The sequence below is a fragment of the Brevibacillus sp. MER 51 genome (assembly GCF_023714195.1).
GTDB lineage: Bacteria > Bacillota > Bacilli > Brevibacillales > Brevibacillaceae > Brevibacillus.
In genome coordinates this window covers 184,318-208,525 of sequence record NZ_JAMAUS010000011.1, presented here as the reverse complement: position 1 = coordinate 208,525, position 24,208 = coordinate 184,318, and the positions used below count along the sequence as shown (strand labels likewise).

General features: G+C 46.9%; 29 protein-coding genes. 23 read left to right on the top strand and 6 right to left on the bottom strand.

The annotated features are described in order from the left end of the window. Positions 1–44 precede the first annotated feature (44 nt). A complete protein-coding gene (locus M3630_RS22555; RefSeq protein WP_251253593.1) occupies positions 45–824 on the top strand; it encodes a TIGR01457 family HAD-type hydrolase in 780 nt (259 codons plus the stop codon). On the opposite strand, the gene M3630_RS22550 is transcribed toward M3630_RS22555, so the two are convergent. Then, complete coding sequence (locus M3630_RS22550) at positions 819–1,334, bottom strand: phosphatidylglycerophosphatase A family protein (RefSeq protein ID WP_232773501.1); 516 nt, start codon at positions 1,332–1,334, stop codon at positions 819–821. The genes M3630_RS22555 and M3630_RS22550 overlap by 6 nt on opposite strands. 120 nt (positions 1,335–1,454) lie before the next feature. Here M3630_RS22550 and M3630_RS22545 point away from each other — a divergent pair, with 120 nt between their 5' ends. From M3630_RS22545 to M3630_RS22535, 3 genes are read left to right on the top strand one after another with little or no spacing between them, the layout of a single operon-like run. Further along, positions 1,455–2,540, top strand: a complete 1,086-nt coding sequence (locus M3630_RS22545; protein WP_232773502.1) for a protein kinase family protein — start codon at positions 1,455–1,457, stop codon at positions 2,538–2,540. Beyond that, positions 2,497–3,456 (top strand): 2-hydroxyacid dehydrogenase, encoded by a 960-nt coding sequence (locus M3630_RS22540; protein ID WP_232773503.1) that lies wholly within the window; start codon positions 2,497–2,499, stop codon positions 3,454–3,456. The genes M3630_RS22545 and M3630_RS22540 overlap by 44 nt, the downstream gene beginning before the upstream one ends. Next, the gene (locus M3630_RS22535) at positions 3,453–4,373 is read left to right on the top strand and encodes an alpha/beta hydrolase (RefSeq protein ID WP_251253592.1); all 921 of its coding nucleotides are present in this window, start codon (positions 3,453–3,455) and stop codon (positions 4,371–4,373) included. The genes M3630_RS22540 and M3630_RS22535 overlap by 4 nt, the downstream gene beginning before the upstream one ends. A gap of 51 nt (positions 4,374–4,424) precedes the next feature. On the opposite strand, the gene M3630_RS22530 is transcribed toward M3630_RS22535, so the two are convergent. Continuing rightward, complete coding sequence (locus tag M3630_RS22530; RefSeq protein WP_007715787.1) at positions 4,425–4,652, bottom strand: NifU family protein; 228 nt, start codon at positions 4,650–4,652, stop codon at positions 4,425–4,427. A 195-nt stretch (positions 4,653–4,847) separates the two neighbouring features. Between M3630_RS22530 and cysK the strand changes: the two genes are divergently transcribed. The 10 genes from cysK (at position 4,848) to M3630_RS22480 (ending at position 13,258) form a co-directional block, all read left to right on the top strand. Beyond that, entirely contained in the window at positions 4,848–5,771 is a 924-nt protein-coding gene (gene cysK, locus M3630_RS22525; RefSeq protein WP_007715789.1) for a cysteine synthase A, read from the top strand. Position 5,772: 1 nt separating this feature from the next. Continuing rightward, positions 5,773–6,906: a bifunctional cystathionine gamma-lyase/homocysteine desulfhydrase gene (locus M3630_RS22520; protein WP_047072990.1), complete on the top strand. Its 1,134-nt coding sequence runs from the start codon at positions 5,773–5,775 to the stop codon at positions 6,904–6,906. 28 nt (positions 6,907–6,934) lie between these two features. After that, complete coding sequence (locus M3630_RS22515) at positions 6,935–7,270, top strand: YuzD family protein (RefSeq protein ID WP_047072988.1); 336 nt, start codon at positions 6,935–6,937, stop codon at positions 7,268–7,270. 295 nt (positions 7,271–7,565) lie between these two features. After that, complete coding sequence (locus tag M3630_RS22510) at positions 7,566–8,459, top strand: hypothetical protein (RefSeq protein ID WP_251253591.1); 894 nt, start codon at positions 7,566–7,568, stop codon at positions 8,457–8,459. Between the two features lie 130 nt (positions 8,460–8,589). Further along, positions 8,590–8,931, top strand: coding sequence for a hypothetical protein (locus M3630_RS22505; protein ID WP_173610062.1), 342 nt, complete (start codon positions 8,590–8,592; stop codon positions 8,929–8,931). Between the two features lie 106 nt (positions 8,932–9,037). Then, complete coding sequence (locus tag M3630_RS22500) at positions 9,038–9,949, top strand: ATP-grasp domain-containing protein (RefSeq protein ID WP_251253590.1); 912 nt, start codon at positions 9,038–9,040, stop codon at positions 9,947–9,949. 15 nt (positions 9,950–9,964) lie between these two features. Then, entirely contained in the window at positions 9,965–10,723 is a 759-nt protein-coding gene (locus tag M3630_RS22495) for a carbon-nitrogen hydrolase family protein (RefSeq protein WP_251253589.1), read from the top strand. Positions 10,724–10,744: 21 nt separating this feature from the next. Further along, a complete protein-coding gene (locus M3630_RS22490) occupies positions 10,745–11,158 on the top strand; it encodes a hypothetical protein (RefSeq protein WP_251253588.1) in 414 nt (137 codons plus the stop codon). Then, positions 11,148–12,017: a tetratricopeptide repeat protein gene (locus M3630_RS22485; RefSeq protein WP_251253587.1), complete on the top strand. Its 870-nt coding sequence runs from the start codon at positions 11,148–11,150 to the stop codon at positions 12,015–12,017. Before M3630_RS22490 ends, M3630_RS22485 begins: the two co-directional genes overlap by 11 nt. 11 nt (positions 12,018–12,028) lie before the next feature. Then, positions 12,029–13,258, top strand: coding sequence for an AAA family ATPase (locus M3630_RS22480; RefSeq protein ID WP_251253586.1), 1,230 nt, complete (start codon positions 12,029–12,031; stop codon positions 13,256–13,258). Between the two features lie 59 nt (positions 13,259–13,317). Here M3630_RS22480 and M3630_RS22475 read toward each other — a convergent pair whose 3' ends face one another. Then, positions 13,318–14,178, bottom strand: a complete 861-nt coding sequence (locus M3630_RS22475) for an MBL fold metallo-hydrolase (protein WP_251253585.1) — start codon at positions 14,176–14,178, stop codon at positions 13,318–13,320. A 110-nt stretch (positions 14,179–14,288) separates the two neighbouring features. Beyond that, positions 14,289–15,356 carry an NAD(P)/FAD-dependent oxidoreductase gene (locus M3630_RS22470; RefSeq protein WP_251253584.1) on the bottom strand — a complete coding sequence of 356 codons (1,068 nt, stop codon included), beginning with the start codon at positions 15,354–15,356 and terminating at the stop codon, positions 14,289–14,291. Between the two features lie 173 nt (positions 15,357–15,529). Here M3630_RS22470 and M3630_RS22465 point away from each other — a divergent pair, with 173 nt between their 5' ends. Beyond that, positions 15,530–15,793: a DUF1450 domain-containing protein gene (locus tag M3630_RS22465; protein WP_047072975.1), complete on the top strand. Its 264-nt coding sequence runs from the start codon at positions 15,530–15,532 to the stop codon at positions 15,791–15,793. Between the two features lie 103 nt (positions 15,794–15,896). On the opposite strand, the gene mqnE is transcribed toward M3630_RS22465, so the two are convergent. Continuing rightward, positions 15,897–17,000 (bottom strand): aminofutalosine synthase MqnE, encoded by a 1,104-nt coding sequence (gene mqnE / locus M3630_RS22460; protein ID WP_047072973.1) that lies wholly within the window; start codon positions 16,998–17,000, stop codon positions 15,897–15,899. 381 nt (positions 17,001–17,381) lie between these two features. On the opposite strand from mqnE, the gene M3630_RS22455 reads away from it, so the two are divergent. The 5 genes from M3630_RS22455 (at position 17,382) to M3630_RS22435 (ending at position 21,488) form a co-directional block, all read left to right on the top strand. After that, the gene (locus M3630_RS22455; RefSeq protein ID WP_017251347.1) at positions 17,382–17,603 is read left to right on the top strand and encodes an aspartyl-phosphate phosphatase Spo0E family protein; all 222 of its coding nucleotides are present in this window, start codon (positions 17,382–17,384) and stop codon (positions 17,601–17,603) included. Positions 17,604–17,753: 150 nt separating this feature from the next. Further along, positions 17,754–18,113, top strand: coding sequence for an iron-sulfur cluster insertion protein ErpA (erpA, locus tag M3630_RS22450; protein WP_007716763.1), 360 nt, complete (start codon positions 17,754–17,756; stop codon positions 18,111–18,113). A gap of 294 nt (positions 18,114–18,407) precedes the next feature. Next, a complete protein-coding gene (locus M3630_RS22445; protein ID WP_251253583.1) occupies positions 18,408–18,992 on the top strand; it encodes an RNA polymerase sigma factor in 585 nt (194 codons plus the stop codon). Then, positions 18,967–19,884, top strand: a complete 918-nt coding sequence (locus tag M3630_RS22440) for a hypothetical protein (protein ID WP_251253582.1) — start codon at positions 18,967–18,969, stop codon at positions 19,882–19,884. Before M3630_RS22445 ends, M3630_RS22440 begins: the two co-directional genes overlap by 26 nt. A gap of 122 nt (positions 19,885–20,006) precedes the next feature. Next, positions 20,007–21,488: a DUF4153 domain-containing protein gene (locus M3630_RS22435; protein WP_285861805.1), complete on the top strand. Its 1,482-nt coding sequence runs from the start codon at positions 20,007–20,009 to the stop codon at positions 21,486–21,488. A gap of 24 nt (positions 21,489–21,512) precedes the next feature. Here M3630_RS22435 and M3630_RS22430 read toward each other — a convergent pair whose 3' ends face one another. Beyond that, positions 21,513–22,091, bottom strand: a complete 579-nt coding sequence (locus tag M3630_RS22430; RefSeq protein ID WP_251253580.1) for a hypothetical protein — start codon at positions 22,089–22,091, stop codon at positions 21,513–21,515. Between the two features lie 55 nt (positions 22,092–22,146). Between M3630_RS22430 and M3630_RS22425 the strand changes: the two genes are divergently transcribed. The 3 genes from M3630_RS22425 (at position 22,147) to M3630_RS22415 (ending at position 24,196) form a co-directional block, all read left to right on the top strand. Beyond that, complete coding sequence (locus tag M3630_RS22425) at positions 22,147–22,941, top strand: metallophosphoesterase (protein ID WP_251253579.1); 795 nt, start codon at positions 22,147–22,149, stop codon at positions 22,939–22,941. 120 nt (positions 22,942–23,061) lie between these two features. Beyond that, complete coding sequence (locus M3630_RS22420; RefSeq protein ID WP_173610072.1) at positions 23,062–23,442, top strand: cupredoxin domain-containing protein; 381 nt, start codon at positions 23,062–23,064, stop codon at positions 23,440–23,442. Positions 23,443–23,836: 394 nt separating this feature from the next. Beyond that, complete coding sequence (locus tag M3630_RS22415) at positions 23,837–24,196, top strand: hypothetical protein (protein ID WP_251253578.1); 360 nt, start codon at positions 23,837–23,839, stop codon at positions 24,194–24,196. Positions 24,197–24,208 lie beyond the last annotated feature (12 nt).

Below are 24,208 nucleotides of genomic sequence, written 5' to 3'. Positions count from 1 at the left end.
CTAAGAGAGGAGAGCTTACGACAACAGATGGGAGATGGAACAACGTGAAACAATATAAAGGCTACTTGCTAGATTTGGATGGGACAATTTATCGGGGAAAAGAAGCGATTCCGGGAGCAGCAGCATTCATCACCCACTTAAAAACTCACCAGATCCCGTATTTGTTCCTGACAAATAATTCTTCTGCCTCTGCACAGCACGTCGCAGAACGGCTGGTAGCAATGGGCATAGAGGCACAGGCTCGGGACGTGTATACCACGAGTATGGCAACCGCTACCTATTTACAAGAGCAGGCACCAGCGGGTACACGGGTCTACGTGATTGGAGAGGCAGGCTTGCGTGATCAGCTGACGGATGCAGGCTATGTGGTGACAGAAGAAGATCCGGCTTATGTCATTGTCGGGATTGATCGTGCCTTTACGTATGAAAAGCTGGCGATCGCCGCACGTGCTATCCGTGCAGGAGCAGCTTTTATCGCTACAAATGCAGATGCAGCCCTGCCGACGGATGCTGGTCTGTTCCCTGGCAATGGTTCACTGGTGGCAGCCGTCTCCGTTGCCTCCGCGACCAAACCAATCGTGATTGGCAAACCGGAGTCCATTATCGTCCGTTACGCTCTGAATCAGCTTGGTACTGCTGCGGCTGACACGCTGATCGTCGGGGACAATTTATATACAGACATTGAGGCAGGTGCCAACAGCGGCTTGGACAGCTTGCTCGTTTTGACAGGCTATTCCACCCGCGAAGAAGCAGACCAGCATCACGTTGCGCCAACCCATATTTCGGAAAATTTGCCGGAATGGCAGCAGCGAATCTCCCTATGATTCAGCGCATTCTTCCTGCTGCTTCTGGCGGTGGGCAATGCGGCTGGAGGCAGCTGCTGCGACCGCACCGACGAGATCGTCCAAAAAAGTATGGACACCAAAACGCTTGTCGTTGAGATCAGCGAGTTTGCCGTGCTTCAGCTTGTCTACATAACCGAAGTTGGTGAATCCGATACTCCCGTACAGGTTGACGATGGCGAGGGCGAGTACCTCGTCTATACCGTATAGCGGCTCGTCTGTTTCAATAATCGCCTGGAGCGGGGGCAGCAGCTGCTTTTGTTCGGCGAGGATGTCGAGCTGAATCCCGGTCAGCAATGCGTTTTGGACCTCACGTTTTTTCAAGACGGACCCCACACTGTCGAGACACAAGTCTAAGGTGATGTCCGGGATATATTTTGACTGTAGGAACATGACAATTTCAGCAATGTCGTTCATGCTGACTCCTCGTTTTTCCAACAGCTCAATAACGAAATCCAGACAACTCTCGCTATTTAGTGGATGCTCGCTCATGCTTGTCGCTCCTCCTTTTCGGCATGAATGTATCTAGTATCTGCATACAGATAGGCACCTATCCCGATCTACCGACATACAATGCCAGAAGAGCAGTATGCAAGGAGGGTGAACAACTGTATGGAAGAAAAAGAGCTACTTCAGGAGAAGTATGGTTTTGAACTCCAGGGATATCGCACGTCGGGGGCAAGCAAGATACTGGAAACGGATCGAGGCCTTTACTACATGTTCGAGGCGCCAGCCGGATATAAATACAAAAGCAAGTTTATTGAGAAAGTAAAAACGCATTTAAGCCAGCAGCAAAACATTCGCTTGTTAAAGCTGGTGAACACAACAAGCGGGCAGGCTCACATCGTTGATGATGAGCAGCTTTACTATTTATACAGAGGCGTACGAGAGGCGGTTCCTGAAAATCCGCATTATGCCAGCGGGCAGTCGCTCGCACAGTTCCATCTGGCTACGAGTGATTTTTCATCTGACAAGATGTTTATCCCCTACAGCTCTCTTGGAAACTGGCCCAGCACGTGGCGCAAAAAGCTGCGGAATTTTCATGAGTATCGGGATGAGATGGATGAGGAAAATGTAGAGCTCGCGCCAATGGATGAATATTTGTTGACCTGCTTCACGTACATTACTCAGCTCGGGGAATTATCCGTTCAATATTTGTTGGATGCTGGATACGATAAAGTCGTGAAGGAAACAGCTGGTCTCGGGAAAGTAGCCTACCAAAATTTTGATCAAGGGTATATGCTATGGAAAGAGAAGGATGTACGTCTAATGGCCGGTGAATGGAACTGGGTTCTTGACATGCGTACTCGCGATGTGGGGCAGTGGATCAAAGCCGAGACAAAGCGAAACGGCTGGAATGAAGAGGCTGTATCCAGCTTTCTCGACGGCTACAACAGCGTCTCTGCTCTGCTGCCAGCTGAATATGCCGTGATTTATGCGCTCATGCTCTACCCCGGCAGATTTTTGAAGCTCGTGGAGACTTATATGGAGTTGCCGATAGAAGAGCGCCAGGAAGTCAACATCCAAGCATGGCAAACGCAGTTGGAAGACGAGCTAACCAAAATGGAAGACGGACTTCGAAAGTACCCGCTATTCATTGCCCAGCGTTATGACGTATCCATTCCACAAATTGATTGGTTGTGGAGGAAAAAAGATGATCAAGCAACAAGTTTTCGTAACGAGGAAACTCAATCCTGAAGTGATCGCGATGCTTGAAAAAGTAGCCGAGGTCGAGCAATGGACAAAAAATGCGCCGATCCCGCGTGAGTTGTTGCTGGAAAAGATTAAACATGTAGATGCCGTCTTGACCATGCTGACAGAACGAGTGGACGAAGAATTTTTGGCAAGTACAAAACGACTCCGTATCGTGGCAAACATGGCTGTCGGTTACGACAATATTGATTTGGAAGCGTGCAGACGACACGAGGTCATCGTAACCAACACACCCGATGTGCTGACAGAGTCTACAGCCGATTTGGCTTTCGCTTTACTGATGGCGACAGGCCGCCGATTGACGGAAGCCAACCGATTTTTATTGCAGGGGGAATGGACATCGTGGAGTCCGACCCTCATGGCTGGGCAAAATGTATATGGTTCGACTCTGGGGATTATCGGGATGGGGCGAATTGGAGAAGCTGTGGCGAGACGCGCCAAAGGATTTGGTATGCGAATCTTGTATCACAACCGGAATCGCAAAACGCAGGCTGAGCAAGAGACAGGAGCACGGTATGCGGATTTGGCGGAGCTTCTGAAAGAGTCCGATTATGTCGTTCTGCTTACACCGCTGACAGAGGACACGCGCATGTTGATGGGGGAAAAACAGTTTTCGCTCATGAAAGAAACCGCTGTGTTTATCAATGTTTCTCGCGGTGGGACAGTCGATGAGTCCGCACTGTATCAGGCGTTGGTAGATAAAAAAATATGGGCGGCTGGCCTGGACGTTTTTGCGGTCGAGCCTGTCCCGATGGATAACCCGCTTTTGCAACTGCCGAATGTAGTCGCCTTGCCACATATCGGTAGTGCAACTGTGCAAACAAGGGCGGAGATGGCGAGGCTGGCTGCTGCTAACATCGTAGAGGTGCTAAGTGGAAGGGGACCACTGACTGCGGTATGAACACGTTCTTTGTTTTGATTTCAGGACTCTTCGTGCTTCTCTTGATTGCAGCAGTAGCCGTTTCGTTTCACGTAACCTGGCGCTTGACGCATCCTGTACGAAAACCGCTTCACATGGAACCCAAAGATTTTGGAATCGAACAGGTGGAGCCTGTTGTTTTTTCGAGCAGGGAAACGACGATTTCGTTGGCTGGATGGTACGTGTCGGCAGAAAAAAATGGGCAGGTTTCAAATGGAAGTACGCTGGTCTTTGCTCACGGGTACAGTCAAAACAGATTAGAACCACATCTGCCTGCTTTGTCACTAGCTGCAAAACTGGTTCAGGCCGGCTTTGATGTTTTGATGTTCGACTTTCGCAATGCGGGAGAGTCCAGCAAAGCACTGACTACGATCGGTCTTCGAGAACAGCAAGATCTCCTTGGGGCCATTGATTTTGCAGCAACGAAGAAGCCGGAGCACAGACTCGGTCTCGTCGGATTTTCCATGGGCGCGGCAACCTCTTTGATGGTTGGTGGAGTGGATGAACGCATCACAGCGATTGTGGCAGATTCACCGTTCTATTCCTTGCGTGAATACTTGACTGAAAACTTGCCGCAGTGGACGGGCCTGCCCCGATTTCCATTCAACTGGCTCATTCTGACCTTGTGCCCCGTTTTGCTCGGAGCCAACCCGCGAGACGTCAATCCGTATCAGGCAGTCCAGCAAGCGAGAAAACCGATTCTTTTTATACACGGGACAGGCGATACGACGATTCCCATGGTAAACAGCGAACGACTGTATGAGCTGACCCAAGACGACGATTCCGAGATTTGGATCGTACCGCGAGCGGGTCACGTCCGCAGTTATGCGTTAGTTCCTGAAGAGTATGAGAATCGTGTCATTGCCTTTTTGGAAAAAGGAATGGGAAAAGGAAAATGAAAAAAGCAGCTACGCGGTTGCTGTAGCTGCTTTCATGTCGATGTGACTGGATTAGAATACTTGTTGAACTTCTTTGATGCCTGGGATTTCTTCCACCAGTGCACGCTCGATTCCTGCTTTCAGGGTGATGGTAGAGGAAGGGCAGCTACCGCAAGCACCCATCAGGCGCAGCTTCACAATTCCATCTTCTACATCAACGAGTTGTACATCTCCGCCGTCACGTTGCAGGTAAGGGCGCAGTTTATCGAGAACTTCTTGTACTTGATCCATGATATCCATGTTACATTCACTCCTTTCCAACCTCTCCTTTATTATAATCATACCATGGTGAGAAATCCATGGCTTACATGCCCTGTTGACACTTTGAAGTTCAGTTGGCACACCGAAGTTTAGCAGCATGGACTTTTTGTAATCTTTGCATGTTATAATGAAAAAGAAAGAAGCAAGTACTTCAATATAAGGAGTCAGATCTTCGTGAACGTATTTCGCAATGTGAAGGAACTGATTGGTAATACGCCGATCGTCGAAATTACTCAATTTGAGCTTCCAGAGGGTGTCCGCTTGTTCGCCAAGCTGGAATATTTTAACCCGGGGGGCAGCGTAAAAGACAGACTGGGCATGGAGCTGATTCGTGCCGCAGAAGAGAACGGCCAATTGGCCCCAGGTGGTACCATTATTGAACCGACAGCAGGAAATACAGGGATTGGTGTAGCGCTGGCCGCTGTAGGAACTGGTTATAAAGTCATTTTCTGCGTACCAGCGAAGTTTTCCGAAGAAAAACAAGAGCTGATGCGCGCCCTCGGAGCAGAAGTCGTCAATACACCGACAGAGCTGGGGATTAAGGGTGCAATTGCGAAGGCAAAAGAACTCGCAGAATCGATTCCAGGTGCTTTTGTTCCACAGCAATTTGCTAACCCGGCGAATCCAGACGCACACTACAAAACAACAGGTCCGGAAATTTGGAGTCAAATGGACGGCCAGGTAAACGTATTTGTGGCAGGCGCGGGTTCTGGCGGTACTTTCATGGGGGCTGCTCGCTACTTGAAAGAACAAAACCCAAACGTAAAAACGGTCATTGTCGAGCCAGAAGGTTCCATCTTGAATGGGGGAGAATCCGGCCCGCATAAAACAGAAGGGATCGGCATGGAGTTTTTGCCTCCGTTCATGGATACGAGCTACTTCAACGCCATTCACACGATTCTCGATGTGGAAGCATTCGATCTGGTCAAGCAGTTGGCTGCCAAGGAAGGCTTGCTCGTAGGCAGCTCCTCAGGTGCAGCCATGGCAGCGGCATTGCGCGAAGCAAGAGAAGCAGCTCCTGGGACGAATATCGTTACACTGTTTGCCGACGGCAGCGAACGTTATCTAAGCAAGAAAATTTACCAGGGAGGAATTTAAGATGCGTATCAAAACTCGTCTGATCCACGGCGGAATCGATGGAGATCCACATACAGGAGCCGTATCCGTTCCAATTTATCAGGTAAGTACGTATAAACAGGAAGCCATTGGCGTTCACAAGGGCTTTGAATACTCCCGTACCGGGAATCCGACCCGTCACGCATTGGAAACATACATCGCCGAAATCGAAGGCGGCGCACGCGGCTTTGCATTTGGTTCTGGTATGGCGGCACTCTCTACCATCCTCTCCATGTTCAACAAAGGTGACCATCTCGTGGTAGGTGACGATGTATACGGTGGTACTTACCGCGTCGTTACACGCGTATTCTCCCGGATGGGTCTGGAAGCAACCTACGTAGATACGAGCGATCTGGCAGCAGTAGAGGCGGCAATTCGCCCGGAAACCAAAGCAATCATCATGGAAACACCGACAAACCCTCTGCTGAAAGTGAGCGACATCAGCGCGCTGGCAGGCATCGCGAAAGCAAAAGGCGTGCTTCTCGTGGTAGACAACACGTTCATGACGCCATACTGGCAAAATCCGCTGGATCTCGGTGCTGACATCGTGTTTCACAGCGCAACGAAATATTTGGGTGGACATAGCGACGTAGTAGCAGGTCTGGTCGTAGCAAAAGATGCGCAAGTGGGCGAAGACCTCCATTTTGTACAAAATGCAATCGGCGGTGTGCTTGGACCACAAGATTCCTGGCTCTTGCTCCGCGGTATGAAGACGCTGGGTATTCGGATGGAAGAGCATGAGCACAATGCTCGTACGCTGGCAAAATGGCTGTCTGAGCGCAGCGACATCAAACGCGTCATTTATCCTGGTTTGTCCAGCCATTCCGGTCATGAGCTGATTAAAAAACAAGCGCGTGGATTTGGTGGCATGATTTCCTTCGACGTAGGCAGCGCAGAGCGTGCTGACGAAGTGTTGGCAAAGGTAAAATACTACACGCTGGCAGAATCGCTGGGTGCAGTGGAGAGCTTGATCAGCGTACCTGCACGCATGACACATGCTTCTATCCCGGCAGAGCGTCGTGCTGAGCTGGGCATTACGGATGGCCTGGTGCGTATCTCTGTTGGTATTGAAGATGTTCAGGACTTGATCGAGGACCTCGACCAAGCATTGTCCTAAGCTAGCTGACCCGGGGGAGGGCGGATAAGTGACTGTCGATATCAAGGTTTTTGGGACAGAGCAATTGTGCGCGAGCTGCGTCAATTTGCCATCTGCAAAGGAAACAGCCGAGTGGCTGGAGGCGGCACTCTCTCGCAAGTATGGGAGTGACAGCATCCGCATCGTTTATAGCGACTTTCAACAGCCGCAGACAGACGATGACAAAAGCTGGGCGAATCGCATTATCGAGGAAGATTTATGGTATCCGCTTGTCGTAATTTCCGGGGAAATTGTCGGTGAGGGAAATCCGAAATTAAAGGATATCTATGAAAAGCTGGAGAGCATGGGCGTGCAGCCGATTGCTTCGACAGCAGATGCCGAATAACAGCATAAGAGCAATGACAATTATCTTTTACAGCGACCAGATGCATGAGCCTGGTCGCTTTTTTCAATTGCGTATGGGACTGGAGCCGCGATCTCATCCACCAAAAGCAAAAAATCGTAGATGCCGTCTAGCAAGCGGTCAGACAGCAATATCAAAAGTGTGCTGGATAACGACAAATAACGTGCTGTTTACTTTTTGTATATCATTCGTAAACATTCTGTAACGAACTAGAGCAGGCTTCGTCCTATAGTAGTAAATGTAACCAATAACTTACCATATAGTGGAGGCCATAACGATGAATAAAAAATGGATGAAGCCTGTTACATATTTGCTGCTCGCAGGAGTTGTAGGCGTTACTGGATTTTCTGCAATGAATACACAAGTAGCTCACGCAGACTCTGAAAAAGGAAAGCTGTTCTCTGCCGCAACTGAATTGAAGCTCGCGAAAAACACCTATGTGATCGATCAAAAAACGGCTGACGTGAATGGCGATAAGAAGGATGACGTTGTATATCTGATTGGTGAAAAAGAAAAAGCGGATGACATCTATTCCTCCAATATGAACATTGTAGTGAAAGACGGAAAATCAGGCGCTTATAGCCAAACCGATATCAAAGAGCTGGGCGGCTATGAAGGCGAGCTGACTCTCGTAGACTTCACGGGTGATCATGTTGCGGATGCTTTCGTGAAAACAGCGACTGGCGGAAGCGGTGGTGTCTACAATCACGTAATCGCTACATTTGAAAACAGCAAACCAGCCGTGATTTTTGGTGAAAAGGAAAACGAAGGAATTCGTTACGAGGGGAAATTCGTAGATGGCTTTAAAGTAGAGGGCAAAGGCTCCCACCTGGATAAGCCCCTGACGCTTGACGTAAGTGCGAACCAGGATGTATACGTAGCTGCCAAGCTGTATGACAAAGCAGGCAAAGTACAGCCAACAGAAGATGCTGTTTCTGTATTCTCCTATCCATTCGGTTCTTTGACTCCAGTCGATATGGATGCGAACGGCACATATGAGCTGGTCGGGGAGCAACGACTTGTAGGGATGAACAACACAGATACCGTCTCCCGCATCAATTCCGTATGGGGCTACCAAGGGGAAGGCAAATGGAATCCATGGGAAGTAGAGTATTCTACTTTCTTGAAAAAACACCCGGGTGAAGCGATCAACACGATAATTGAAAAATAATAATGGCAGAGCTTGACCGCAGCCTCCTATGAAAAAGGAGGCTGTTTTTCGTTGCCAGCGAATGGTTCTACCAACGGACTTTTCCTCATAAGGATTTTGGGTACAGGGGTAACTAAAGGAGGAAAAGCGGATGGACCAACCGATTGCTCGCTACTACGAGTTGAAGGAAATTCAGAAGCAGGTAGAGGAAGAGTTGAACGAGCTGCGGAGTAAACTGATTGAAGCTTACAGCGAAGCAGGCAGCGCAGAAGAAGGCGAATACAAGCTGCTGATCTCCTATCAGGAGCGGCGAGAATACAACGATGATCGCCTTTACAACGCCTTGCCCGATCCTTCGCTTTGGCGCCTCATGTCGAAGGCGGATACAGGGAAAATTTCGAGCTTGCTCAAGCTGAATGTCATTCAAGAGAAGATACTGGCAGACACCTTTGAACCGAAAAAAGTGCCTGTTTTACGTGTCCAAAAGAGATAAAATAGCAAGATGAGAAAACCGTCAGGATTAGTCTTGACGGTTTTTACGTTCAAAGAGTTATCTTGTATAATGGGATGATATTTCCAATTTTTCTGAGAGGAGGATCGTGCAGCTGAAAGTCCTATTTTGCGGTCAACCATTTCAAGAAAACAAAGTCGATGAAACCTATGAATATGATTATACGTGCGCAAAACAACTCGGCTTGGACATTCATCTGATCAGCTTGGAACAACTGATATACCAGGACAACCCGTTAGGGGCTGTGAAACAAATCCAACCCTCTCCTGAAAAAGTAACGGCTATCTACAGGGGATGGATGCTAAAGCCGTTCCTGTACCAAAAATTGTACGACGCGCTGCTAGCCAAAAATATAGAGTTAATCAATACACCCGAAAAGTACGTGCATTGCCATTACCTGCCTGAATCTTATGAGATCATCAAAGATTTCACCCCGCTGTCGGTCTGGCTGCACAAAGAAGAGATAGACGCGTCATTTGAAAACGTGTATCGGATTGTAAAGAGATTTGGACAGGCTCCGATCATGATCAAAGATTATGTGAAATCTCGAAAACACGATTGGAATGAGGCCTGCTATATTCCCGATGCCTCCGATAATGAAAAGGTACAGAAAGTGACAAGCCGATTTTTGGAGCTGCAACAGGATGAGTTGAATGAGGGAGTCGTCTTTCGAGAATTTCTGAAGCTTCAATTTTTGACCCATCACTCGCAGAGCAACATGCCATTATCCCAGGAATATCGCGTTTTCTTTTTGGATGGTGAACCCATGTACATGGAAAATTACTGGGAGGAAGGACAATATGACGAAACGCCGCCAGATCTCAAGCCATTTTTAGAGGTAGCGAAAAAAATCAAGAGCCGCTTTTTTTCTATGGATATCGCCAAGCTGGAAAATGGCTCGTGGACCATCCTTGAGCTAGGGGATGCACAGGTGTCTGCTCTGCCTGAACAGGCTGATAGATTTGAATTTTTCACGAGGTTAAAAAGAAATCTTCCATAGAAAGAGGGATTCCCCATGAAAATAGGCTTGGCTCAGACGAGGTTCCCCCAATCAGCAGCGGAGGGGCTTGCAATTATTAAGCAGCAGATGATCAACGCTGCGCAAAACATGTGCGATTTGATTTGCTTTCCTGAATCGATGATTCCTGGGCTGCGCGGTGTAGGCTATGAAGTGGAAGCATATGATCATGAGGTACAACGGAGAGCCTTGGAAGAGATTCGTGCTCTGGCGAAGGAACGTCAGCTCGCTGTCATTTTACCGATGGAATGGAAGGATGAGCGCGGCTATCATCTAGTCGCCTTTGTGGTGGGGAAACAGGGAGAAGATCTTGGGCTGCAAATAAAAAATCAGATCGATCCAGATGAGGATCAGTTTGACTATATTCCGGGCGAAGGGCGCCAAATGTTTACGATAGAGGATGTGTCTTTTGGCATTGTCATTTGCCATGAAGGATGGCGATATCCAGAGACGGTACGGTGGGCGGCACGCCGTGGGGCGAGCATCGTTTTCCATCCGATGTTTACAGGAGAAGTCAGCAATCCCGATTTTTACAACGGGGCAATGGTTTGCCGAAGCTTGGAAAACAACATCTACTTCGCCAGTGTGAACTACGCGATTCCAAATCAACAAGTGACGACAGCTTTGATCTCACCGACCGGGGAACGGCTTTGTGTGGCGGTTTCAGGGAGCGAAGAGCTGCTAATGTACGAGATTGATCCCGCAAGAGCGACACGATTATTGGCCGAGCGCTTCCAGCCTGAGTTGGTTGAATAGTTATAGAAAGAGCGTGAATGAATGAATCTAGAATTGTTTCAACCGAGTCTGAAACCCGATGTGAACTATGAAACCAAATCATACAATCTGACCTCTTATCTGTATGCATGTATGATTGGCGGTTTTTTACCCGCGCTTGTGTTGGGGATGCAAAATGCAGTGTGGTTACGTGTCAATCCGTTGTTGCGTACCGTCATTTTGGTCGTAGGAATTATTCTTTATTTCGTCTTACCACTAGGGCTACTCAGATTTTTTTTAGGGACATGGATTGGGCTTGCTTATTACTATTTCATGAAAAGAAGATATAAGGTTCATGAGGGAATCCACGGTACAATTCAGCCAATGTTCCAAACTGCTATTGGGTGCTCCTTCGTAGGCAGGATGCTGGAAGTGGGTTACATTGTAAAAGGAGTGCCGTTATTATATGGATCTTAAAGTTTTGGAGGGTTCTCCCCACTATCAGTTGGGCGAGCATTACTATGAAATGGGGCGCTATGAACAGGCGAGAGAACAATTTAAGCAGGTATTGGCCGAAGACGCTGCGCATCCAAGACTACTATACATGATGGGATATTGTGAATACCAACTGGACAATTATGAAGAAGCCTATGAGCTTTGTACAAACGCCATTAAAGAGGGCTTCGTTACAGAATATGTCTATAATACCCTTGGATTGATTCTGAAACAGCAAAAAAAATGGTACGAAGCGGAGGAGGCGATGCTTTATGCGTTGTCCTTAAATCCTCTCGAACCGAGTAACATTGCCACGTATGCGTTCCTGATGTACGAGACTGGCCATCTAAAAAGGGCTAGGATACTGCTGGAAGAAGCGAAACGTCTAGACCCGATGGACCCAACGGTGCTGCATTACCAATTTTATATGGCCATGATCGATGGTAAGAAAAAAGAGAAATACGAAGCGCTGGCAGGGTACATACAAGTAGCCGAAGACGATTTGTACAAGCTAATCAAAATTGGAGAAGAGGCTTACTTTCGAAATGATTACAAAACAGCGAAGGAAGCTCTGATCCACGCCTTTATGCTAGACCCGACAAATTCTCGAGTAAAGGAACTACTAGACGGTATAGAAAAGGAGACCCATTTTCTTTTTTTTCCGAACCGAATTGTTCACAAGCTGGGAGGACCTATTGGTTCATGGGCAGCTAGCGTGGGACTAATTTTACTGGCTATTTACTTGTATCCACCAGCGTTTGGGGGCATCTTTCTCTTTCTGCTTATCTTTAATGTTTACACGTGGATTTCGGGGTTTGTTTATAAATTGTTTGTAAAGTGAGGAAGTTTCATATGAATAAAATCGATGTCGTTAAACAAATGGCGGAAAGCAATCCTGAAAATGGATCTGCTTGGTACCTGTTAGGCTTGGAATATGCGCAGATCGGTCAAAATAATGAAGCGTTACAAGCATTCACTCAAGCGCTTCGGTTCTGTGATCACGCCCTCCAGCAGCAAATCATCGTGGAGTTGGGTAAGTTAGCAGCTTCAAATACGTCTCCCAGTCACCCTCGACTGGTTCAGCATGAGGCTTTTGAACAGACTTCGGTAACAGTACAAGAAGTGGAATTGGATATCCGCGAGCAAGTTGAAACCCAAGAGGACTCTTCGACCTTTCAAGTAATTTCCGGCGGACAAGCTGGCAAACGGGGGAGAGAGAAAGAACGGGTGACCTTCGAGGATGTAGGCGGACTTCATGAGGTGAAGAATGCCATTCAAATGAAAATTATCAAGCCGTTTGTGTCCCCTGGATTATTCGAACTCTTCAAGAAAAAAGTGGGGGGCGGAATCCTCCTTTACGGACCGCCCGGATGCGGAAAAACGTTCATTGCCAAAGCGACAGCAGGGGAATGCCGTGCCCGCTTTGTGCCCATACATATTTCGGATATTCTCGATCCTTATATCGGCGCTAGTGAGCAAAACCTCCGAGAGATCTTCTCGTCTGCGAGAGCGAACAACCCGAGTGTCCTGTTCCTCGATGAAATGGATGCACTTGGCTACAATCGCAGCCGTGCTTCATCTAATACAATGCGAACAGTTGTTGATACGCTCTTAACCGAGATCGAAGGGATCGATACCAGCACAGACAAGATGCTCATCATCGGTGCGACCAATATGCCATGGGATGTAGACCCTGCCTTTAAGCGTCCGGGCCGTTTCGACAAGATGATTTTTGTCTCACCTCCAGATGAAGAAGCGAGGAAGACGATTTTTCAAATCAAGCTGGCAGAACGGCCAGTGGTTGAGATCGATTACGATTGGTTGGCCAAGGAAACAGACCTGTATTCTGGCGCAGATATCGAGAATGTCGTAGAGACTGCGACAGAGATGGTGATCGCTGAAATTATGAAGACAGGCTTTGAACGCCCAATTCAGATGAATGATTTGAAGCAAGCCATCACATCTACCAATCCTTCTACCATTGAATGGCTGCGCACAGTCAAAAATTACGTAAAATACGCCAATCAGGGCGGGCTGTACAATGATGTAGAGTCGTTCTTATCACGTTATAAGCGCATTTAACAATCACTAATCAAAAAAAGCTGACGTCCAACCATCCCGACGTCAGCTTTTTTGCCAGTCTACATCTCCATATCCACGTATCGTCCATACTTGGGAACAGTTATCCGATCAAACTCAGCAACCAATTGGACCAATCCATCGGCCAATTCCTGGCCATACATAGGTGGACCGTGACCAGTGATTGCATACGCAGGGGCGAGATTGGCAAGCTTTTCGACGGATTGCCAAGCTGCCTGCCAATCGGTTGTCAAATAAACAGGGGGACCGGTCAATTGCTGTTGCTGAGTCACGACTTGATACAACGAATCCTGCTTTACCGTAACAAAAGCGTCTCCTGCGAGAAGAGTTCTGTCTTCATCACGAAAGAACGAAATGTGCCCGGGCGAATGTCCAGGTGTATGTATCCAGCGCCATCCAGGCATTCCGGGAACACTCCCGTCTTCGGGCAAAGGATGAACATGGCTGCCCAAATCGATTGGTTCATTTGGAAACAACGGTGATATCTTCGCAAGCAGCCCGCCCTCAACCGTTCCATCTGGCTCCGGATAGTATTTTTGACCTGTCAAATAAGGGATTTCAAGCGAATGGGCATAGACGGGAACCCTCCACGCTTTTACGAGCTCGACGACTGCCCCGACATGATCGAAATGACCGTGAGTGAGCAGGATGGCTCTTGGCTTTGCTTCTTCACCAAAGCGCTCCCGGGCAATCTCGATGATTTGTTCCGCCGATTGTGGCATCCCCGCATCTACCAGAACCCATGAATGTGAATCTCCGACCAGCGCGATGTTCACAATTTGAATGGTGTAGCATGCTACATCTGGTCTGACTGTCTCTTCGACTCCACTTCGAAAGGAAGTCATCGGCATGTAGTTGTCAGCCAGCGTATCTTTCATATCCTCATATGTGTTTGATTCCACTAAAAAACCTCCAAGCTGGTTATTCCGGTCTACGATATTATGCCGATTCAGCTTGGAGATTATATACAAAAAGAAAACCTGTTAGACCATCCGGCCAACAGGCTTGTACACTATCCCATATGCTTTTTGTACATCCATAACTGACCGCTCTTGATGACACGAGCCATCTGACCGACCAGAGACATTTTCCCCATGCTGGCAAAGCCTTCCTTTTTGCCGAGGGAACCGAGGAAGCCTTTGTGCTTGAGAGCAGGCAATGAGGCTGGATACTCCTCACCTTTGATGTCTTTTTTTAACATCAGGGCAATTTGATCGCCTTGGATCTCAGCTGTTTGTGCGCTCGGCGCAATGATGGTGCTTGCACAGTCGCCTACCACATACACGTTCGTATGGGTTGGGATTTGATGATACTGATTTAGTTTGGCGCGTCCGATGTTGTCTGTTTCGATCGGCAGAGAGCGCACGATTTTGTTCGCTTGAATACCTGCTGTCCATACGATAACATCACTTTCAACAGGCTGGTTGTGGTTGTACACGATCCCTTGCTCGATACCAGTGACATTCGCCATGGAAACAAGCTGTACATCGTGCTCAATAAACCATTGAGAAGCATATTCCTGAAGTTTTTTCGGGAATGGGCTCAAAATGCTTTGACCGCGGTCGATGATGCGTACATTCAGGTCGGGACGGCTCTCGCGCAGCTCAGCAGCCATTTCCACCCCGGAAAGACCACCGCCTACAACGCTAACCGTGCCGTATGGGTTCACATTATTGATTGCCATGTATGTGTTGCGAGTAGCTCCCATGGTTTGAATCGAACACGTAAATTGATCAGCACCAGGGATATCATGGTAACGATCCTCACAACCCAATCCGATTACAAGCCAGTCGTAGGAGAGGGTGTCCCCGTTAGCAAAATTGACGACCTGCTCGTCCAATTCCACGCCAGCAATTTCTCCGTATTTGACGGTCAGGCGTGGATCATTTGGAAAAGTAACACGCAGGTGAGATTCCGGTGTAGTACCTGCCGCCAGAGCGTAATACTCTGTTTTCAAGCCATGAAACGGCATACGGTCTACGAGGGTTATAAATACGTCATCTGGTAAATCAGGGGACAGGACTCGCTCAATAATACGAAGACCCCCGTATCCTCCTCCAAGGATCACAAGTCGTTTCATAGAAGGTCTAGTCCTTTCTTCTGTCCGTTTTTTACAGCACCCACTCTATTTTTAGTCTCTTTCACTAAAAATGCAAGCAGAATCTTTTTCCCGTTTTCTCCGCTGGATTTTTATCAAAGTCGCGGTACAATAAAGTACGTGATGATGTCGAAATAATCGGTAGGTGACAATAGATGAAACCACTAGTAGAATTTTGCGCGAGCAATGTTTCCTCTTATACGCAATCCGTCGTGGATGCATTGGAAAATGATCCTGATCTGGATGTGGACGTACTCGAGTACGGCTGTCTGGGGTATTGCGGTGAATGCTACATGGAGCCATTCGCGCTTGTAAACGGCACATTGGTACAAGCTCCAACAGCGGATGAATTACTGGTGAAAATCAAGAATAAATTACGGGAGGAAGAAGAACTGCTGGATGCAGATTTTCCTCTGTAGATTGTTCTCTTAGGATGTTCATCGGGGAGCATGATCAACCGTGCACGTATCAAAATAGTAAAGCTGATGCCCAAGTGATTCGGAGCATCAGCTTTTTTATGGATTAATGTTCTTTGATCACGTTGTAGAAGGTATCGCGTTCCAGGGCGCGTTTTCCTGCGCCTTTGATCAACCAAACCAACTCATCTACTGTCAGAGCCTGCTGGGTAAGTGCACCGGCTGAGTGGCTGATGCGCTCCTCGATCAAGGTTCCGTGAGCATCGGAAATCCCCATTTGCAGAGAAAGCTGTGTGAGCTGGGTACCGATGTTGATGAAGTATGCTTTGATATGTTGGAAGTTATCGAGCATCAGACGGCTGATTGCCATTGTTTTCAAATCATCAATGGCAGAGTTGCGGCGCTTGATGCCAGCTGTTGCTTTGATCGGTTGAACAGCCAATGGAATGAACACCATGAAGCCGTTTGTGTCATCTTGCAGCTCGCGCAGGCGGAGCATGTGAATCACGCGTTCTTCCAACGTCTCGATGGAGCCGTACAGCATGGTGGTATGTGTTTTCAAGCCCAACTCATGTGCCGTGCGGTGTACTTGCAGGTACATGTCTGTACTTGCTTTTTCCGGGCTCATTTTCATACGATAGCGCTCAGTCAAAATTTCAGCGCCACCACCAGTAAGACTTTGCAGACCAGCTTTCATCAGCTCTTGCAAAACCTCGCGGATGGATAGACCGGAAATACGGGAGAAGAACTCGATCTCAGCACCTGTATACGATTTAATCGTCACATCCGGGTACGCTTTTCTCAAGGTACGAAGGGTGTCGAGGTAGTATTCAAATGGCTTGTGCTGGTTATGTCCGCCAACGATATGGAATTCACGGATACCCGGATGGAAGCGCGTTTCTACATAATGAAGCAACTCTTCCATGCTCATCGTGTAGGCACCTTCATCCCCTTCATCGCGGCGGAAGCCACAGAATTTGCAATGAGCTTCACATACGTTGGTTGGGTTGATGTACAGATTTTGCAAAAAGTAAACGTTATCCTGATTCTTGCGATAGTTAACAACGTTAGCCAATTGTCCAATCGTCAAAAGATCGTTGGAATTAAAAAGGGTGACACCGTCTTCCAAGGTAAGTCTTTCGCCATGCATAACTTTTTCTGCAATTCCGGCGAGAGATTTGTCCTGTATGGCAATCGTTTCAAGCGCCATTCCAAACACTTCCTTTCAAAGTCAATGGTTCTTAGATGAAAGAGCTTTAATCCAGTCGTACCCAATCGATATTCGTACCATGGGAGTGGATAAGCTCTTAGGAATAAAGCGAATCTCGGGCAACAAGAGCACCTATATTATAAACCTCTTGGTAAGTACGAACAATATCATAAGTTCTCCAACTCTACACTCGGCTCCTCTTCGCCCGATTCTCCACTCCATTGTTCATGAAAAGTCGTTATTTCTATGTGCGGAATATTGTAAAAAACTAACAAATATCGGCATTAATTGGGGAAAGTAGGAATTTTCCGTTTGCGAAATTCTAGCTGTTCTTGTAAAATATAGTAAGAAAGCCTGATCTATTATTAGGAGGAGCTTCAAATGCGGGACGTTTTGCTCGAGAAAATCGAACTCCTTCGACAGCGTATGGTATATATGGGGTTAGAGTTTGGGTTAGATCATCCAGATGTCCTAGAATACAGTATACAAATTGATCAACTACACAACGAACTGAACCAGATCGATCATAGTCTGTCTAAGGCAGGGAACCGGAAGAAAGCGTATAGATTTTATTTAATGGAAAACAATGCACATTTTGCATAGGAAGGGGAAACCCTTCTTTTTTATTTGGAAAGAGAGAATGAGCGCGTAAAGTGCAGGGGAACCTTGTGGGAAGAAGCGTTTCTTAGTAAACTGAATATACTGGTTGTAACAAGTGCAGGAATGATGAGCCTGTGAAGGAGGGAAAGAAGCATGATTACATTGACAGAGCGCGCCAGTCTGAAAGTAAAAGAAATGCTGGCAGCAGAAGGCAAGCCCGATGTGTTTTTGCGGGTAGGTGTCAGAACTGGTGGTTGCAGCGGCTTTACCTACGGGATGGGCTGGGACGAAGAGATGAAGGAAGGCGACGAGACCTTCGAGCAAAACGGTGTGAAAATTGTTGTCGATAAGGACAGCTACCCATACATTAAAGGTACAGAGATCGATTTCAAGGAATCGATGATGGGTGGAGGCTTCTCCATCGAGAATCCGAATGCAGTCGCTTCTTGTGGCTGTGGATCTTCGTTCAAAACAGCGTTGGCTGAAGGAAAAGCGGAGAAATGTGACGACTAAGAAGGATAAGGACAGAACCCCTTCGACTTGTGTGAATGATTGCGCACGAGTTGAAGGGGTATTTTGTTGTGCGAAAAAAAAGAAATTTACAAAATATGGACTTGAATTTATATTAGAAATAATTGGAATCGCACCCGCACAATACAGCCTCTATGCCAAAACAAAAAATGAGCTTTACAAGGTTCAGTGGAAATAACACAAGGAATCCATACTTTGGTATGGATTTTTTTTGCGGCAATCTGTCACAAAATGACGCCTTTGTTTGTTATACGTGCGAATCGGAGGTGAGAGGGCTTGGATCATAGCGAAATGGAGCAAGTGCTAAAGGAGGTCAGATCCGGGGATATCGACCAATTTGGTTTGATCATCGATGCGATGCAAAAGCCGTTGTTCGTGTATTGCTACCACATGCTGGGACACCGGCAGGAAGCGGAGGATGCTGTCCAGGAGGTTTTCTTGAAGGCATTCGAGCAGTTGGACAGCTATCGACACCACGTTTCTTTCTCGGCATGGATGTATAAGATCGCGTATCATCATTGCTTGAACTTGTTAAACAGGGCGAAGCTCAATCGCGTGGTCACTTTTTTGCGAGCGGGAATTCAGACGGCTAGTCGCCATGAGGGTGAAAAGAAGATAGAAGATACCGAGTACTTGAACAACCCTCTTCATGTAGCGATATCAAAGCTATCCGTAAAGGAGCGGAATCTCCTGATCTTGCGTGTGGTGGAAGAACGCAGCTACGACGAGCTGGCCTTGTTGTTCGATACAAAGCCAGCTACGCTGCGAAAACAGTATGAGCGTGCATTGAAAAAATGTAAATCTTACATGCTCGTGAGTGAAGGCGGTGATAGACATGACTCGATCTCAGCAACCCGATGATTGGAAACAGCAGTTACTAGCAGCCGCCGATGATTTCGATGTCAAGGATCAAGTCCTTCAAAAAATCAAGGAACGAAAAAATATACCGGAGGGAAAACAGATGAAAAAAAGATTGGGATTACTGGTTGCGGCTATTCTTGTGTTTGGAGGAACATCCGCATATGCAGCCATGAAGGTATACGAATTGAAGAATGAAAAAGGGGAAGCAGTAGTAAAAGTGGAGCAGACTACTACTCCACAGGAAAAAAGCAGCGCTGAAACAATGAAAACTTTTGAAGACGCACGAAACTCGCTTAAGCAAGGAGAAGGGGCAGCTATTTATATACCTGGACCGGACAATCCGAAAAAACGTGTTTCCTTCACATATATTCCTGTTGAACATTTGACCACACCACCGTTGCAGAAAGAAGTGGGCAGCTTTTATGAGGTACCAGCAGAGATAGCGGGTGGCTACAAATTCTTAAAAGGACATGTCGAGTATCCATTTGATTATAGCCAACCAGAATTATTCGCAGAAATGCACAAGGAGGCGGAGAAGGACAAGAAACAAATCGTCATGCGAAAAGTATCTCCTAAGCCGACAATAAATAGAGTCTTTACGTTGTACAAAGGGAGTGAAGGAGCAGGAACGGACGGGGACGTGTACATCGCCATTACGAACTTTGAAGGTGTGAAATGGATCGAAGAAGCAGCAGGAGAGGATGCAATTGTAGAAAAAGTGAAAGTCCAAAAATATGAGGGAATGTATGTAGCTCAGAAGCTATTGGATGGAACAGAACAAAAACTTGTAAAGGTTTATCAAGAGGACAAAAACAGGCTCATTGAAGTGGGGGCCATGAATCCAGCGTTGACGAAAAAAGAATTGCTGTTGATTGCCGAGAATTTAAAGTAAAAACAGTTCGGGTAAAAATTGTAACATTTCACCAATTATGCACGTACTTACAAGAGCAGCTCTTTTATGGAGTCTGCTCTTACGTTATTTTTTGGGGCAAAAAGTCGTAAGGAGTGAAGAGATTGGCTGATATTACGCAAGAACAAAAAGGCTTGCAGTGGCTTTTGCTAGGGGCATTTGGGATCGGCATACTGTTTGACTGGATGTTTTACGGGAAAGGCTTTGGCATCTCTTATCTGTTGTTCGTAATGGGCCTGTACGGTCTTTTTATTTGGCAGGCTAGGCAACGCATTCATTTACGCTTTTCTCGAAAGCAAGTATTCGACTGGATATGGACGCTTCCGATTTTTCTACTGGCGCTAACCTTTTTTCTATTTTCCAATCCTCATTTTCATCTGTTCAACCTGGTACTGATTCCGTTTTTATTTGTGATCCAAACGATTCTAATCACCAAGCGTCATCAAGCGAAATGGTACGAAGCAGGCTTTTTCATGGAGATGGTGGAGACATTGCTCCTGTACACCCCGAAGTATACGCGCCTGCCATTTAGGCTGACAAAGGAACGGATCAAGGACAGGTTGGACCAGGAGAAGTATGGCGTAATGAAGAAGGTTTTCATCGGAATCGCCATCTCGGTGCCTCTTCTGGTGATTGTACTCTCCTTGCTCTCGAATGCGGATAGTGTGTTTGGACATTTTCTGGGGCAAATCCCGCGAAGGGTGATTGATATCGATTCACTTGAAGCAATCTTTCGAATGATGCTAATCGGGCTCATTACGATCCTTGTGTTTGCTTACATATATTCTCTTTTCGGGAAACGAGAAGAAGTAGTGGAACTGCCGGTACCCGAAGATGACAAAAAGATTGTCTGGGACGGAGTTATCCTTGTAACGATTCTGGCGATCATCAATATTGTGTATACAGCGTTTACATACATTCAGATATCGTATTTGTTCATCGGGGCGAAGCGAGTTTTACCAGATGAATTGACGTACGCCGAGTATGCTAGAAATGGATTCAATGAGCTGGTGACCGTCACTGTCATTAATTTCTTGATTCTCCTATGTACGATGCACTTCGCATCACGGGCTAAGCCAATGCTCTACCAGATCATTCAAATTCTGCTGAGTATGCTGACGATTTGTACGGGCTTCATGCTTGTGTCCGCCTATTTTCGCCTCTCGCTGTATGAGGATGCTTACGGGTATACGCATACGCGGCTGTTAGCTCACGTTTTCATGATCTTTCTGTTTGGGCTGTTTATCATTGCTCTTTTGAAAATTTGGAGAGATGGTTTCTCCTTGATCAAGTATTACGCGATTGTGACACTCGTGAGTTACGTCATTCTGAATTACATGAATATGGACGTCATTATCGCCAAAAACAATGTACAGCGCTATCATGCTACTGGACATATCGACATCGAGTATTTGAGCGAGCTGTCTTATGATGCCATACCAGTAGTTATGGAACTTGTTCGGGATAGAAAGGTAGAAGAAAGGTTTATGGAGATGCTGCAAGAGCGGAAGGAGATTTTGTATGAGGACAATAGCTGGCAATCCTTTAATCTCTCGGAGTACCGGGCAAAAGCTTATCTGAAATGAATTTAGAGGACGGAGACGATGGAGTTATCGTCTCCGTTTTGTTTGAAACAAAAAGAGATAGAACAAGATTCCTCCTGCGATGATGACAATTCCTGTGGATAAATAATTATTCCAATCAAGACTTGCTGAACCGACAGGCACTGTACCTGGCCCCAATACTTGCAAGTCTTCTCCTGCATCCGCTTTGAGGGCTGTTCGTGTACAGATATTGGTTTCTAGCTCATTTAGCTCCCAATAAGAGGCATAGACAAGATATTCTTGACCCGGTTGAAAAGGAATGCCGCATGCACCTCCAAGGCCGCTGGTGACGATCTGAACTTGTGTCTGATCTACTCCTTTCCACGTGGACTGCACCTCGAAAATAACATCAAAGCCTCCCCGCTCTGGTTTATCCCAAAAGGGGAGCCAACGAAGCCAGTCTGTTCGCTCATTTACCTGGAGCACCTTGCCTGTAAATACAGCAGCAGACTGATCTTTTTCTGTTAAAGGGTCAGGGGGTCTGGCACAACTACAGGCAGACGCAGGAAAAGGTTGGACGAAAAAGGTGAAAAGAAGCATGAACGAGAAAACGGTAAGAATACCTTGAGTGTTCCTCAAAATCATCACTGATCCACTCCTCTAAACCATAAGACGGAAGAAAGCGAGGATTGTTCCGAAAATGATGACAACGACAATTATGTGTATCCTGGTGGGAATAATCTTTCTCGCCTACCATACGACTTACGTCAAAACATCGACAGTGAAGCTGACGATTCCTTCTGTCCCTCCACTTACATTGGTTCATCTTTCCGATCCTCATGGACGAATACGATTTTGGAATGGAGAGCTGCACAAGCTGGTGAATGTCCACGATCCCGATTTGGTGATGGTCACGGGAGATTTGACACAGCACAGCGGGCAGTTGACGCGTGTGTTGAGCGAGCTAGCGAAAGTAAAGAGCAGGGATGGAATATTCTTCGTTCCTGGCAATTACGAGAGAGAAGCGGGGAGACTTCACAAAAAGGTCTATTCCGATGCTGCCTACCATTCGCAAAAAGAGGCCTGGCAGCAGGTAATGAAGGTGTTGGAAAACGAGAGTGCCGTGATAGAAAAGGGCGGCCGTCGCATTTGGATATATGGCTTCGATAATTCGATTTACGGCAATGAACAGCGTCCGGAACAAGAGATCCAGCAGGCGAACATGACGATATTTTTGGCCCATTCCCCAAATATAATCTCATTGATTCACAACGAGGATTTGAAGGCTGATCTTCTCTTGAGCGGACATACCCATGGTGGACAAATTCGCTTGTTCAATCGGACTGTTGGCGCCTACAAGCATTTTCATGTCGGGCAAAAAGAGGATCAATCCGTTGGTGTATTTGGTATCAGTCGTGGACTAGGTACTTCCAGGCTGCCAATCCGGCTGAATTGCTTTCCAGAGATCACTGTGTACATGATCAATCCAACATGAACGCTCATGTTCAACAATCGTTCCCCAATTCGTCACTGTTCGTTCACAAGATGTCAGATTTTGGATTGATCTCATCGAGTAAGATGGAAGTGTAGAAAAAGAAGAAAGAAGGGGTCAAAAGTGAACAAGAAGTGGGGTCTATTGATTTCTTCAGTTGCATTGTCTGCAATGTTGATGACAGCATGCGGCGGAGACAAGGAAGCTGCTAGCACGGGTGCAGCGACTACTGCAGCGACTACAGGCACACAAGTGAATATCGAAGCTAGTAACTGGAAATTCAATCAAGAAACCTATGAAGTAAAAGCAGGCGAAGAGTTCACGATCAACTTCAAGTCGACAGAAGGCTTTCACGGTATTGGTATCCAAGGGCTGGATGTAGACCTCCAGAAAGATGGCAGCAAAACGATGAAAATCGATACAGCTGGCGAGTACACCATCTTTTGCAACGTGATCTGTGGACCAGATCATGCCAAGATGGTAGCAAAATTAGTCGTGAAATAATTCGATTTTCTTATTGGCATAGATCAACAAACAAGCACTTTGGCCTGCTTAGCGGGTCAAGGTGTTTTTTCATTTCTCGGGTGGGGACATACTACATGGGCAGCTACTCATCGAGTAAGGGAGGGAACTACATGTCCAAGCACAACAACAAAGACAAGCGCCCAACGGAAGCATCCGCCGGCTCACGCAGCACTCCCCCGAAAACAGGAGAGAACACCGGGCATAATTTGCGGAAAGAAGATCGATCATAACGTACAGGCGAAATTGAAAGAAGGAAAGAGTCCTCCTCTGATGGAGGGCTTTTTTTGCTTGTTAAATACATGTTTTTGCGATTTTTGCACATGGTAAGGAGGAAAAGTTTTCAAGTCGGTGATGCGATCCAAAAAGGAGATGAGTGACACTGAATAAGAAACACTACTACGTGACCTTGCAAGCGGGAACGACCGTGGCAGAAATCCGCGATGAAAAAGGCTCCGCCACATACGATTTTGAGATCGAAGCGACCGACGTACAAGTGGGTATGATGCGCGATCTGTTCAATAACTGTGTTCACGGCGATTTCATGATGTGGATGCATGGGCATACGCTATGGTCTGACATGCCGGATCGGGACAACGACGAATACGATGACAACCTGCGGGCCATCTACCAGCTTATTTATCAGTATGGCACCGAAAAAACGAAAAGCGATCTGGAGCAAATGGGCCTCGTAAAGCTATTGGGGCTGGATAGAGAAGAGTTGCGTCCTTTTTAACGGATTAATCAT

What these genes read in the sequence shown, in the direction of transcription:
- M3630_RS22550 (WP_232773501.1), bottom strand. Translation starts at nt 1,334, where the DNA reads ATGAGCGAGCATCCACTAAATAGCGAGAGTTGTCTGGATTTCGTTATT.
- M3630_RS22545 (WP_232773502.1), top strand. Translation starts at nt 1,455, where the DNA reads ATGGAAGAAAAAGAGCTACTTCAGGAGAAGTATGGTTTTGAACTCCAG.
- M3630_RS22540 (WP_232773503.1), top strand. Translation starts at nt 2,497, where the DNA reads ATGATCAAGCAACAAGTTTTCGTAACGAGGAAACTCAATCCTGAAGTG.
- M3630_RS22535 (WP_251253592.1), top strand. Translation starts at nt 3,453, where the DNA reads ATGAACACGTTCTTTGTTTTGATTTCAGGACTCTTCGTGCTTCTCTTG.
- M3630_RS22530 (WP_007715787.1), bottom strand. Translation starts at nt 4,652, where the DNA reads ATGGATATCATGGATCAAGTACAAGAAGTTCTCGATAAACTGCGCCCT.
- M3630_RS22520 (WP_047072990.1), top strand. Translation starts at nt 5,773, where the DNA reads ATGCGTATCAAAACTCGTCTGATCCACGGCGGAATCGATGGAGATCCA.
- M3630_RS22510 (WP_251253591.1), top strand. Translation starts at nt 7,566, where the DNA reads ATGAATAAAAAATGGATGAAGCCTGTTACATATTTGCTGCTCGCAGGA.
- M3630_RS22505 (WP_173610062.1), top strand. Translation starts at nt 8,590, where the DNA reads ATGGACCAACCGATTGCTCGCTACTACGAGTTGAAGGAAATTCAGAAG.
- M3630_RS22495 (WP_251253589.1), top strand. Translation starts at nt 9,965, where the DNA reads ATGAAAATAGGCTTGGCTCAGACGAGGTTCCCCCAATCAGCAGCGGAG.
- M3630_RS22490 (WP_251253588.1), top strand. Translation starts at nt 10,745, where the DNA reads ATGAATCTAGAATTGTTTCAACCGAGTCTGAAACCCGATGTGAACTAT.
- M3630_RS22485 (WP_251253587.1), top strand. Translation starts at nt 11,148, where the DNA reads ATGGATCTTAAAGTTTTGGAGGGTTCTCCCCACTATCAGTTGGGCGAG.
- M3630_RS22480 (WP_251253586.1), top strand. Translation starts at nt 12,029, where the DNA reads ATGAATAAAATCGATGTCGTTAAACAAATGGCGGAAAGCAATCCTGAA.
- M3630_RS22470 (WP_251253584.1), bottom strand. Translation starts at nt 15,356, where the DNA reads ATGAAACGACTTGTGATCCTTGGAGGAGGATACGGGGGTCTTCGTATT.
- M3630_RS22465 (WP_047072975.1), top strand. Translation starts at nt 15,530, where the DNA reads ATGAAACCACTAGTAGAATTTTGCGCGAGCAATGTTTCCTCTTATACG.
- mqnE (WP_047072973.1), bottom strand. Translation starts at nt 17,000, where the DNA reads ATGGCGCTTGAAACGATTGCCATACAGGACAAATCTCTCGCCGGAATT.
- M3630_RS22455 (WP_017251347.1), top strand. Translation starts at nt 17,382, where the DNA reads ATGCGGGACGTTTTGCTCGAGAAAATCGAACTCCTTCGACAGCGTATG.
- erpA (WP_007716763.1), top strand. Translation starts at nt 17,754, where the DNA reads ATGATTACATTGACAGAGCGCGCCAGTCTGAAAGTAAAAGAAATGCTG.
- M3630_RS22440 (WP_251253582.1), top strand. Translation starts at nt 18,967, where the DNA reads ATGACTCGATCTCAGCAACCCGATGATTGGAAACAGCAGTTACTAGCA.
- M3630_RS22430 (WP_251253580.1), bottom strand. Translation starts at nt 22,091, where the DNA reads ATGATTTTGAGGAACACTCAAGGTATTCTTACCGTTTTCTCGTTCATG.
- M3630_RS22425 (WP_251253579.1), top strand. Translation starts at nt 22,147, where the DNA reads ATGATGACAACGACAATTATGTGTATCCTGGTGGGAATAATCTTTCTC.